The sequence below is a fragment of the Paraburkholderia bengalensis genome (assembly GCF_037126505.1).
Lineage (GTDB): Bacteria > Pseudomonadota > Gammaproteobacteria > Burkholderiales > Burkholderiaceae > Paraburkholderia > Paraburkholderia bengalensis.
The window spans coordinates 36,961-48,475 of the sequence record NZ_JACFYJ010000065.1 but is presented as its reverse complement, the minus strand read 5'-3'; the positions used below and the strand labels follow the sequence as shown (position 1 = coordinate 48,475).

At 64.7% G+C, this 11,515-nt stretch carries 13 protein-coding genes and 5 tRNA genes; all 18 read left to right on the top strand.

Annotated elements, in window-relative coordinates:
* Positions 1–460 precede the first annotated feature (460 nt).
* The 18 genes from H3V53_RS29750 to H3V53_RS29670 all read left to right on the top strand — a co-directional run bounded on the left by H3V53_RS29750 (position 461) and on the right by H3V53_RS29670 (position 11,473).
* The gene (locus tag H3V53_RS29750) at positions 461–1,204 is read left to right on the top strand and encodes a DUF4417 domain-containing protein (RefSeq protein WP_336600933.1); all 744 of its coding nucleotides are present in this window, start codon (positions 461–463) and stop codon (positions 1,202–1,204) included.
* On the top strand, positions 1,150–2,097 hold the full coding sequence (locus H3V53_RS29745; RefSeq protein WP_336600932.1) for a hypothetical protein: 948 nt from the start codon (positions 1,150–1,152) through the stop codon (positions 2,095–2,097). The genes H3V53_RS29750 and H3V53_RS29745 overlap by 55 nt, the downstream gene beginning before the upstream one ends.
* Positions 2,097–2,348: a hypothetical protein gene (locus H3V53_RS29740; RefSeq protein ID WP_015979598.1), complete on the top strand. Its 252-nt coding sequence runs from the start codon at positions 2,097–2,099 to the stop codon at positions 2,346–2,348. The genes H3V53_RS29745 and H3V53_RS29740 overlap by 1 nt, the downstream gene beginning before the upstream one ends.
* Positions 2,345–2,641, top strand: coding sequence for an HNH endonuclease signature motif containing protein (locus tag H3V53_RS43780; protein WP_015979599.1), 297 nt, complete (start codon positions 2,345–2,347; stop codon positions 2,639–2,641). Before H3V53_RS29740 ends, H3V53_RS43780 begins: the two co-directional genes overlap by 4 nt.
* A 35-nt stretch (positions 2,642–2,676) precedes the next feature.
* A complete protein-coding gene (locus H3V53_RS29735; protein ID WP_336600931.1) occupies positions 2,677–3,168 on the top strand; it encodes a phage terminase small subunit in 492 nt (163 codons plus the stop codon).
* A gap of 63 nt (positions 3,169–3,231) precedes the next feature.
* Positions 3,232–4,200, top strand: a complete 969-nt coding sequence (locus H3V53_RS29730; protein ID WP_336600930.1) for an LtfC-like domain-containing protein — start codon at positions 3,232–3,234, stop codon at positions 4,198–4,200.
* 9 nt (positions 4,201–4,209) lie between these two features.
* Positions 4,210–4,284: transfer RNA gene (locus tag H3V53_RS29725), tRNA-Asn, on the top strand.
* A 40-nt stretch (positions 4,285–4,324) separates the two neighbouring features.
* Positions 4,325–4,400: transfer RNA gene (locus H3V53_RS29720), tRNA-Trp, on the top strand.
* Between the two features lie 7 nt (positions 4,401–4,407).
* A tRNA-Gln gene (locus tag H3V53_RS29715) sits at positions 4,408–4,479 on the top strand.
* Positions 4,480–4,514: 35 nt separating this feature from the next.
* A tRNA-Glu gene (locus H3V53_RS29710) sits at positions 4,515–4,587 on the top strand.
* Positions 4,588–4,591: 4 nt separating this feature from the next.
* Positions 4,592–4,671, top strand: a tRNA-Tyr gene (locus H3V53_RS29705).
* 26 nt (positions 4,672–4,697) lie between these two features.
* Positions 4,698–6,179 carry a glycoside hydrolase family 19 protein gene (locus H3V53_RS29700; RefSeq protein WP_015979602.1) on the top strand — a complete coding sequence of 494 codons (1,482 nt, stop codon included), beginning with the start codon at positions 4,698–4,700 and terminating at the stop codon, positions 6,177–6,179.
* Complete coding sequence (locus H3V53_RS29695; RefSeq protein WP_015979603.1) at positions 6,176–6,601, top strand: phage holin family protein; 426 nt, start codon at positions 6,176–6,178, stop codon at positions 6,599–6,601. The genes H3V53_RS29700 and H3V53_RS29695 overlap by 4 nt, the downstream gene beginning before the upstream one ends.
* Positions 6,598–7,362 carry a cutinase family protein gene (locus tag H3V53_RS29690; protein WP_015979604.1) on the top strand — a complete coding sequence of 255 codons (765 nt, stop codon included), beginning with the start codon at positions 6,598–6,600 and terminating at the stop codon, positions 7,360–7,362. The genes H3V53_RS29695 and H3V53_RS29690 overlap by 4 nt, the downstream gene beginning before the upstream one ends.
* Before the next feature lie 13 nt (positions 7,363–7,375).
* A complete protein-coding gene (locus H3V53_RS29685) occupies positions 7,376–9,163 on the top strand; it encodes a gp13 (protein WP_015979605.1) in 1,788 nt (595 codons plus the stop codon).
* Entirely contained in the window at positions 9,160–10,413 is a 1,254-nt protein-coding gene (locus H3V53_RS29680; protein ID WP_336600929.1) for a phage portal protein, read from the top strand. The genes H3V53_RS29685 and H3V53_RS29680 overlap by 4 nt, the downstream gene beginning before the upstream one ends.
* Before the next feature lie 26 nt (positions 10,414–10,439).
* A complete protein-coding gene (locus H3V53_RS29675; protein WP_336600928.1) occupies positions 10,440–10,616 on the top strand; it encodes a hypothetical protein in 177 nt (58 codons plus the stop codon).
* On the top strand, positions 10,613–11,473 hold the full coding sequence (locus H3V53_RS29670; protein WP_473766667.1) for a VG15 protein: 861 nt from the start codon (positions 10,613–10,615) through the stop codon (positions 11,471–11,473). The genes H3V53_RS29675 and H3V53_RS29670 overlap by 4 nt, the downstream gene beginning before the upstream one ends.
* Positions 11,474–11,515 lie beyond the last annotated feature (42 nt).

Here is an 11,515-nt window from a genome sequence, read left to right as displayed (position 1 = left end):
TGCGGCCGAGCCATCCTGTACGGGTTTCCAAGTCGATCAGAAGCACGGGCCGACGCTAGAGCGCCTCGCCCAGGCGCTGTGAGCCACCAGGAGCCACGAACTCGCGACCCACGGGGAGTTATACCCCCGGAATCGGCTACGGGCCATACAGGCCCGGTATCTGTCAAGGTGATCTACGCCACTCCGTGGGGTGGCTGTCAAACGCAGACTCCTTCCCTATTAATGAGGGGCTGAAGGCCCCTCCTAAGAGCCGCTTCAGGCGGCTCGCTAAGAGCGCCTTTCGGGCGCTCCTGAGTAATAACCGGCCCAACAAGGGCCGGGGAATTGATCCGGCAACCGCCGGATCTAGCGCCGCGCCTGAAGCGCGGCTTATTGAAGGGGTGACGCAACCGTGTACGGCACTCGTTCGAGTGCGTACTGGAGCACTCAACCGGGGAAGTTCGACGTTCTCAACCTTCGGATGACGTTCCCAAGCTCATCCGCGTACGAGATCCCCGATCTGCGGCCGACAACCTACGTTCCGGCCAACCTCGCGGCCTGGAACATGCCGCGACATCGCGAATACGCCGCCGTTTCGGGCGGCGCACTGCACTTCTTCCTTGACGACTACCGATTCGAGACCGTCTGGTCGAGCCCGGAGCGCCTTCTCCCCCGCGTGCAAGCGGTTGGAGCTGCTCTGACGCCCGATTTCAGCCTCTGGCGGGACATGCCACGGGCCGCAGCGGTCTGGAACGTCTACCGCAGCCGCTGGTGCGGCGCGTACTGGCAGTCGCAAGGGATCGAGGTGCTCCCAACCGCGTGCTGGGCGACCCCAGACACGTTCGACTTCTGCTTCGACGGGATCCCGGAGGGGGCCACGGTCGCGATCAGCTCGATGGGCATCCGCTCCTCGAAGGTCGACCAGGCGCTTTTCCGCGCTGGCCTCCAGGAACTCCTCGATCGCAAGCAACCGCGACTGCTGCTGGCCTACGGCCGGCTGCGGTACTGCGACGACATGAACCTTCCCGAGGTCAAGGAGTACCCGACCTACTGGGACAGACGACGAAAGCAGGTATCCGACGCATGGGCGGAAGAGGATCCGCCGGTAGCGGCGGTGCCCCTGGAACCCGAGGACGCAACAGCACCCGGCAAGGAGCCGGGGCAGGCGGCGTGGGTGGACTTAGAGGCGGCGGTGGAGCCGCCGGAAGCGGCCGGGGCGGTTTAGGCACCGGCAACGCAGGCACCGGTGGTGTACTCGGTGGCGGCGGCAGCGGAGCTGGCGGCGGGTTCGGTGGTTCGACCGGCAGCCAGACGCCAGACTGGACCTACAACAGCCCGATGGACCCCGCGCAGAAGCGTGCGGCGTTCAACGCGCTGGCGGTCGCCGCCCGCGACCAGCACTCACCGTCGGATGCCAAGCGCATAGCGAAGAGGGACCAGATGCTCGGATACGTTCGAGGGCCGTGGGAGCAGTTGGAGGACGACGACTCCACCCGCTACGACACCCTGAAGCAGGCGATGGACGACGCCATGTCCAAGATCCTGAGCCAGGCGCAGGTGGTCCACCGCACGAAGCACCTGGACAAGCTCCTGGACTCGGGCCGGATCTCCTCGCTGTTCGAGGTCGGCTTCTCGGCCGGTGGCGACACCCCCGGTCAGCGCGCTCTGTACGAGGAGGCGTGGTTCGGCAAGGGCCACGTCCCGCCGGTCTACTCCGCGCTGGAGTTCGACGGCGTCAAGCCCAAGGGCATGAGCATGTACGGCAGCACCAAGCTCTACCTCAAGCCCGAGGTGCGTGACCGGGTCACTGTGACCATCGGCGACTCGCTGATGTCGAGCGACAGCGTGTTCCCCGGAAAGCCGGGTGACGGCCTCGGCCTGTGGGCGAATCCGAATGCGATCAAGAACCTCGTAGACCCGAATAAGTCTCGCGAAGAGAACATGCAGGCGATCTACGAGAGCTTCAAGAAATACGCCGAATCGAATTTCATCGAATCGCAAATTCACGACGGCGTTATTCTCGAAGACATCGAGAAGGTCGTATTCACTCAGCCGCCCAGCTCTTTCCTGACTGATAAACTGGACAAGCTCGGAATACCGTGGGAGGTGGAATCGTAATGGCGCTGATGCAAGCGACACACACCATCGAGGGCTTTCTCGCGGTCGAAACGCACCCGAGGGCGTTCGTGGCCGAGAATGGCCACGTGATCACCCGCCTCTCGGCCACCAAGTGGGGTGGCTGGGAGGGCCTGGAGATCCTTGAGTACTCGGGTGACGGCCAGGTCGAGGTCAGCGACGAGCAGTTGGCTGAGGCGGAACACGCCAGCCAGATCGAAGCACAGATCATCGCGGAGGCAGCCGCAGAGTGAGTTGGGCCGGCTCGAAGCGTCGGCAAGAACTACCGGAGGACTGGGAGCTGAATTACCGGCTCCCGGTCCTTTCTGCTGCCGGGTGGCTGTGTGAGGTCGACGGCCCCGGCTGCGTCCGGGCTGCCACCGACGTAGACCACAAGAAGCCAGGGAACGACCACTCGCGGTCTAACCTGCAAGCGATCTGCCGTGTCTGCCACGGCAAGAAGTCAGCCGCTGAGGGCGTAGCCCGACGGCGGGAACTCAAGGCCCGGAGGAAGCGACCAGAACAACGCCACCCTGGGCGTCGTTAAGCGGGCCAGGTGCCTGCTCCACCCAGGAGGTGACTGTGGGCACACGTGGCCCCATCGGAAAGCGCGACGAAGAACGCGTTCGTCGCAACACCCCGGAGAACCCGACCGAAACGATCTCGATGATCGGGACGGTGGAGATCCCGGAACTCGGCGACATGAGCTACATGGGCGAGACCCATCCGCTCATCGAAGAGATGTACGACGCGATCAAGCAATCGGCAGCCGTGAAGTTCTACGAACCGACCGACTGGCAGTTCGCTCGCCTCGCTCTCTACACACTGAACCAAGAACTCATCGCGGCCAAGCACCAGGGCAAGCCCATCGGTGCGATGAAGCTGACCGCGATCAACCAGATGCTCTCCGCACTGCTGCTGACCGAAGGCGACCGGCGACGGGTCCGCCTGGAGATCGAGCGGGCACCCGCCGACCCGACCGGCGGGAAGGTCGTTGACGTGACCGACGTGCTCAAGCAGCGCCTCGCCAAGGCGAGCGGCGGGGGGGTGATGGTCCCCCTGGCGGGGTTCTGAGCGGTTGCCGCTACCGACTGCTCCCCCGCCGGGGGTTGACCCTCCGAACTTGAAAGGATCCGCATGGCCGACCTCGGCAACCCGTTCGACCTGGAGATGCTCTGCCTGGTCACCGGCCGCGACTTCCGCTGGTCGATCCCCCACCTCGACCCGGTCACCAAGCAGCCCACCCCCTGGCCTGCGGGCGACCTGTTCCTCGAACTGGAGACCGGCGGCGAGCACAACGCGCTGCACCAGGTGTACATCACCGGGGCCACAGGTGGCACGTACACCCTGAACCTCAACGGCACCGACACCCCGGCCATCGACTACAACGACGTGTCCGAGAACCCGCAGGGTCTGGCCGGTGACATCCAGGACGCCATCGACGCGGCGCTCGGGGCCGGTAACGGCCTGGTGCATCCGGTCTCGCTGTTCCCCGCGTGGACGCTGAACTTCAACCTGAACGCCCGCAAGCCGCTGACCGAGCAGTTGGTCAACACGATCAACAAGGCCACGAACGACTTCTTCGATGCGTTCGACCAGCTCCTCGGGGTCGACGTGGAGATGACGGTCACCGACACCCTGAACTTCCAGCTCAAGGTGACCTCGCGGCGCTCGTTCGATGAGGTCGGCGTCGTCACCTTCGCGGTCGACGTGACCTCGACGGCGGTCAAGAACTTCTTCAACGGCTTCTCCGGGCTGATCGGCGCGGTGAACACCGTCAACGTCGACTTCTACTGGAACCGGACCTACGACATCGAGTTCGTCGGCGAGCTGGCCGAGACGCCGGTACCCGCCTCCACGGCGAACGCGGCCGGTCTCACGGGCACCTCGAAGGCCATCACCGTCTCGGTGGTCGAGCCAGGCAAGGACCGCCTGACCATCTGGCCGTTCACGATCGACGGCGTGACCGCCTCGATCAAGGTCGAGTCCGAAGAGGCCGACAAGATCCCGAACCGCTGCCGCTGGCAGTTGGTTCATCTGCCGACCGGCGAAGCGGCCGGCGGTGACCCCAAACAACTCGGCGTCGTCTACCGGCAACCCCGGTAGGCGCACCACTGACGTGTAGCTCAATGGCAGAGCATCCGGCTGTTAACCGGACGGTTGAAGGTTCGAGTCCTTCCTCGTCAGCCAAGCGGGCGGTTCCCCAGAGCGTGGGGAGCCCCCGCACCAAGTACACGTAGCTCAATTGGTAGAGCAGCGGTCTCCAAAGCCGCCGGTTCCAGGTTCGACTCCTGGCGTGTATGCCACCACCCTTCCCCGTTCGTCTAATCGGTAAGACGCCTGGCTCTGGACCAGGTAATTGAGGTTCGAGTCCTTGGCGGGGAGCACCCACCCAGTTCCCTTGTGGGGCTGGGTCTTTCGGTCCCTTGGAGTAGCGGATAACTCACCTGGCCCTCACCCAGAAGATCGCGGGTTCGAATCCCGCAGGGACTACAAACGCGAGATACCCAAGCGGCAACGGGATCTGACTGTAAATCAGACGCTTCGGCTTCGCAGGTTCGAGTCCTGCTCTCGCGACTTGACAGCCACCACGAAAGGAACCCATGACGCTCATAGTCACACGCGACCACGCGCAGTGGGTCCACGACATGTGCCGCGCTCGCGCTGGCAACAGGTACGGCTACGGCGGGGCGTTCACACTCAACCCCCGAGACACCACCGACTGCTCGGGTCTGGTTCTGCAGACGGCAGCCTGGTACGGCGGTCGGAAGGACTGGATCGGAAACCGGTACGGCTCGACTGAGAGCTTCCGGCTCGACCACAAGATCGTCTACGACCTCGGGTTCAGGCGACTCCCTCCGGGAGGCGTTGCGGCCCTGGGATTCACCCCGGTCATGCTCGTCGGGCTCCAGCACGGCGGCGGGGGCCGGTACTCGCACACCGCTTGCACGCTGATGACGATGGACATCCCCGGTGGCCCGGTGAAGGTCTCGCAACGAGGCGTCGACTGGGAGTCCCGAGGAGAAGTCAACGGCGTGGGGGTGTTCCTCTACGACGGCGCACGCGCCTGGAACGACCCGCTCTTCCACGACTTCTGGTACCTGGACGCGAAGCTTGAAGACGGCCCGACGCAGAGTGTCGACGCTGCCGAAATCCTCGCTCGCGCAACGGGTCTCGCGTACAACCGAGCGGTAGCACTGCTGCCGGCCGTGCGTGACGGCCTCATCCAGGCCGACTGCACCAACCCGAATCGCATCGCGATGTGGCTCGCCCAGATCGGCCATGAGTCAGACGATTTCAAGGCCACTGCGGAGTACGCCAGCGGGGACGCCTACGACACCCGAACCGACCTCGGCAACACCCCGGAGGTCGACGGAGACGGTCGGCTCTACAAGGGCCGATCCTGGATCATGATCACGGGCAAGGACAACTACCGGGACTTCTCCCGGTGGGCTCACGGCAGGGGCCTGGTCCCCACGCCCGACTACTTCGTGGTTCACCCGCTGGAGCTGTCGGAGCTGCGCTGGGCAGGCATCGGTGCCGCCTGGTACTGGACCGTCGAGCGCCCAGACATCAACGCACTCAGCGACCGCCGCGACCTCGAAACGGTCACGCGCCGGATCAACGGCGGGCTCACCAACCTCGATGACCGCCGACGCCGGTACAACCTGGCCCTCGCTGTGGGCGACCAACTACTGACTCTGATCGGAGATGACGACGAATTGGCTGATCCAACGATTCAGCGGTTCATCCGCGAGATCCACGGGGCGCTGTTCAACACCGTCGTGACGCAGTCCCCCTACGGCGACCCGCAGAACCCGGACGGCTCGGAGCCCCGGAGCAACCTCTGGCAGCTCCATGAGCTGATCAAGAACGGCGACGGCATGGGGCACGCCCGCTACGTCGAGGAATCGGCGCGAGCCGGTGACCTCCGCGAGCTGGAGCGAGTTGTCCGCGCCGCCAAGGGACTTGGTAGGGATCGCTCCCCCGAGTTCATCGCACGCGCTCGGAACGTGCTGGCCCAGATCGAGGCAGCCAACCCCGAGTACCTACAGGCGTACATCGCCAGGAATGGAGCCCTATGAGCCCCAAGATCCGTGAAACGCTCTACTACGTCGGCACTCTCGTCCCCGGCATCCTGGGCATCGCCCTGATCTGGGGCGGGATCGACGCGGGCGCAGCCGCGAACATCGGCGACATCGTCGCTGGCGCTCTCAACCTGGTCGGCGCAGCCGCACCGGCCACGGCCGCTGTCAAGGTCAACCAGCAGCGCAAGGATGGCACGCTGACCACCTCCCCGGTGGATCAGGTCACCAGGGGCGTCGAGCAGGTGCTCGCGGCCAAGCAGAACGCTGAGGCTGAGGTCGAGCGCGTCAAGCAGGCTCTGGAGTCCGCTGTCAACGGCGCGGTCCCCCAGCTCGGCCCGCTGGCCAGCCAGATCCTCAACGGCATCCAACCGGCCTACAGCCAGCCGTTCGACCCGCACACGCAGCCCTGGAACCGATGAGCAAGCCCTGGCTGTTCACCGTTCACGGCACGGGCCAGCCCGATCCCCTCGGGCCTGGCCTGCCTGCCGATACGGCACGCGACGTACTTGACATCTACCGGTGGCAGCCCATCGGCAACTACCCCGCTGCGGCCTTCCCGATGTGGCCGTCGGTCGAGAAGGGTGTCGCCGAGCTGATCCTGCAGATCGAGCTGAAGCTGGACGCGGACCCCTACGCGGACTTCGCGATGGCGGGTTACTCGCAGGGAGCCATCGTGGTTGGCCAGGTGCTCAAGCACCACATCCTGCCTCCGACGGGCAGGCTCCACAGGTTCCTGCACCGGCTCAAGAAGGTCATCTTCTGGGGTAATCCCATGCGGCAGAAGGGCTTTGCCCACTCTGACGAGTGGATCCACCCGGTCGCTGCCCCTGACACCCTCGGAATCCTCGAGGACCGGCTCGAAAACCTGGAGCAGTACGGCTTCGAGGTCCGCGACTACGCCCACGACGGTGACATGTACGCCTCCATCAAAGAGGACGACCTGCACGAATACGAGGTCGCCATCGGCCGGATCGTGATGAAGGCCAGCGGCTTCATCGGTGGCCGGGACTCCGTGGTAGCCCAGCTCATCGAGCTTGGCCAGCGTCCGATCACCGAGGGAATTGCGTTGGCGGGAGCCATCATCGACGCCCTCACGTTCTTCGCCCGCTCTCGTATGGGCGACAAGTGGCCGCACCTCTACAACCGCTACCCGGCGGTCGAGTTCCTACGACAGATCTGAGAAAGGAGGCGGGGTGAGCCTCGACAATCACCACCCGGAGCTTGCCCCGTCTCCGCCTCACATTATCGGCCCGTCATGGCAGAAGACGGTCGACGGAGATTGGCATCTGCCGGATCCCAAGATGACCCTTGGATGGGGCGTCTTGAAATGGCTGTCGGAGTACGTCAATACCCCTGGGGGACATGACGATCCGAACCGCCTCAAGGTTTTGATCTCGCTGTCCGAAGCAGGACTGCTTGAGAACGAGAACATGTTCATCCCCACCGACGAGCAGGTACGCCTGGTCCTCTGGTGGTACGCCGTAGACGAGAAGGGCCAGTACGTCTACCGCGAAGGCGTGATCCGGCGGCTCAAGGGATGGGGCAAAGACCCGTTCACCGCCGCGCTGTGTCTCGCCGAACTCTGTGGCCCAGTAGCATTCTCACACTTCGATGAGACCGGTCAGGCGATCGGCAAGCCGCGCCCCGCAGCGTGGATCACCGTCGCGGCCGTCAGCCAGGACCAGACGAAGAACACGTTCTCGCTGTTCCCGGTGATGATCAGCAAGAAGCTGAAGACCGAGTACGGACTCGATGTCAACCGGTTCATCATCTACTCCGCGGCCGGTGGCCGCATCGAGGCAGCAACCTCCTCACCAGCATCGATGGAGGGTAACCGCCCGACGTTCGTCGTTCAGAACGAGACCCAGTGGTGGGGCCAGGGGCCTGACGGCAAGGCCAACGAAGGCCACGCGATGGCCGAGGTCATCGAAGGCAACATGACCAAGGTCGAGGGCTCTCGCACCCTGTCGATCTGCAACGCCCACATCCCCGGCACCGAGACGGTCGCCGAGAAGGCGTACGTCGAGTGGCAGGACGTGCAGTCCGGGAAGTCCGTCGACACAGGCATGATGTACGACGCTCTCGAAGCGCCGGCCGACACCCCGATCTCCGAGATCCCTTCTGAGAAGGAGAATCCCGACGGGTTCCGGGAGGGCATCGAGAAGCTCCGCGAGGGGCTGTTGATCGCCCGAGGCGACTCCACGTGGCTGCCGATTGACGACATCATCAAGTCGATCCTGTCGACCAAGAACTCGATCACCGAGTCACGGCGCAAGTTCCTCAACCAGGTCAACGCGGCCGAGGACTCCTGGCTGTCACCGCAGGAGTGGAACCGCTGCTTCGCCGACCCGGACAAGTACCTCGACAAGATGGGCTTCGAGCTGGCTCCGCTGGACCGGGGCCAGAAGATCACCCTCGGGTTCGACGGGTCCAAGTCCAACGACTGGACGGCTCTGGTCGGCTGCCGGGTCTCCGACGGCCTGCTGTTCGTCATCGACATCTGGGATCCCCAGAAGTACGGCGGCGAAGTGCCCCGCGAGTTCGTGGACGCTGCAGTGCATTCCGCGTTCTCCCGGTACGACGTGGTCGCGTTCCGCGCCGACGTGAAGGAGTTCGAGGCATACGTCGACTCCTGGGGCCGGACCTACAAGAAGAAGCTCAAGGTCAACGCCAGCCCGAACAACCCGGTGGCGTTCGACATGCGCGGTCAGCAGAAGCGATTCGCGTTCGACTGTGAGCGCCTGGAGGACGCGGTCCTCGAAGGCGAGGTCTGGCACGACGGCAACCCGGTGCTTCGGCAGCACGTCCTGAACGCCAAACGACACCCAACTACCTACGACGCCATCGCGATTCGCAAGGTCACCAAGGACTCCAGCAAGAAGATCGACGCTGCAGTCTGCGCTGTCCTCGCGTTCGGGGCGAGACAGGACTACCTCATGAGCAAGAAGGCCCGCACGGGCCGGGTGGTGGCCGTCCGATGACAGCCCCGCTCCCCGGACAGGAGGAGATCGCTGATCCGGCGATCGCCCGAGACGAGATGGTCTCGGCGTTCGAGGACCAGAACCAGAACCTCCGATCGAACACCAGCTACTACGAGGCTGAGCGCCGACCAGAGGCCATCGGCGTCACGGTGCCCGTCCAGATGCAGTCACTGCTGGCTCACGTCGGATACCCCCGGCTGTACGTCGACTCGATCGCAGAGCGACAGGCTGTCGAGGGTTTCCGGCTCGGGGACGCCGACGAGGCGGACGAAGAGCTGTGGCAGTGGTGGCAGGCGAACAACCTCGACATCGAGGCCCCGCTGGGCTACACCGACGCTTACGTCCACGGCCGGTCGTACATCACGATCAGCCGCCCTGACCCCCAGATCGACCTTGGGTGGGATCCGAACGTCCCGCTGATCCGGGTGGAGCCCCCGACGCGCATGTACGCCGAGATCGATCCTCGGATCGGTCGGCCGGCCAAGGCAATTCGTGTCGCGTACGACGCAGAGGGCAACGAGATCCAGGCTGCCACGCTCTACACCCCCAACGAGACGTTCGGGTGGTTCCGGGCCGAAGGCGAGTGGGTGGAGTGGTTTAGCGACCCCCACGGGCTCGGCGCGGTCCCGGTGGTCCCGCTTCCGAACCGGACCCGGCTCTCGGACCTGTACGGCACCTCTGAGATCACCCCGGAGCTTCGGTCGATGACCGACGCGGCGGCTCGAATCCTGATGCTGATGCAGGCGACTGCGGAGCTGATGGGCGTGCCCCAGCGACTGATCTTCGGCATCAAGCCCGAAGAGATCGGCGTAGACCCCGAGACCGGACAGACGCTGTTCGACGCGTACCTCGCCCGCATCCTGGCGTTCGAGGACGCCGAAGGCAAGATCCAGCAGTTCTCGGCAGCCGAGCTGGCCAACTTCACCAACGCACTCGATCAGATCGCCAAACAGGTCGCTGCGTACACGGGACTCCCTCCCCAGTACCTGAGTACCGCCGCTGACAATCCGGCCTCCGCTGAGGCCATCAGGGCCGCAGAGAGCCGCCTGATCAAGAAGGTCGAGCGGAAGAACGCGATCTTCGGCGGTGCGTGGGAAGAGGCGATGCGCCTGGCCTACCGGCTGATGAAGGGTGGCGACGTTCCCCCGGACATGCTCCGCATGGAGACGGTCTGGCGTGACCCGAGCACCCGACGTACGCCGCGAAGGCTGACGCCGCCACGAAGCTCTATGGCAACGGCCAGGGCGTGATCCCGCGTGAGCGGGCTCGCAAGGACATGGGCTACTCCATCGCCGAGCGCGAGGAGATGCGCCGCTGGGACGAGGAAGAGGCCGCGATGGGCCTCGGCCTGCTGGGCACGATGGTCGACGCCGACCCGACGGTCCCAGGCTCCCCCAACCCCACGCCAGCTCCCAAGCCACAACCGGCCATCGAAGGGGGTGATTCCGCCTGACGCCTGAGCAGTATGCAGCGGCCCAGGCCGTGATCACTGCGGGGCTCGCCGGGTACGTCCAGCGGTTCGCCAGTCTCTTCATCCGCCCAGCTCTCTCCATCGCGGAGTGGCTGCGGCTACTGCAGGTGTTGTTCCCAGAGGTCCAGCGTCGGTATGCGGAAGCTGCCGACCTGGGCCGGGACTTCTACGACTCCCAGCGCAGACTCCACCACCCGGAGCTTCCCCGCAACGAGAGGTTGCGGAGCGACCTCCAGTGGGAGTGGTTCGTCAGGAACATGGAGCCCGCACGAAAGGGGTTGTCGCAGGCCGACTCTCCTCAAGCTGCGGTCACCAAGCTGACCTTGGCGACAGTGCGCGAAGTGGAGATGGCAGGTCGCCGACAGATCATCGGCGCTGTCAAGAACGACCCAGCTCCTAAGATCGTGAAGGGCTGGGCGAGGGTCGCCACCGGGCGCGAAACATGCGCCTGGTGTCTGATGCTGATTTCCCGTGGCCCCGAGTACCTTTCGGCGGATAGCGGGGGTCTTCACCTCGACACCGAGACCGTGGTCGACCTCTGGAACGAGGCTGGCCGCGATCTGGAGAAGTTCCGCGAAGAGACCAAGCCCCACATCGAGGAGTGGCACGCAGGGTGCGACTGCCTGGTGGTGCCTGTCTTCGACGTGGAGAACTGGCCCGGAAAGGCCGCACAGGAACGCGCTCTGCAGCTCTGGATCGACGCTGGGAAAGAAGCCAGCCAGCTCATTGCATCTGGCAAGGCCCGCTCCAAAAACGAGAACAAGGAGACGATCAACGCTCTCCGTCGCCGCTTGTATCGCGGCGAGTTCGCAATGTCCGACTACGCACTCGCTGCGTAATCCCCCGAACCCCAGGTGGGTTCATCAACCATGCCCAGGAGG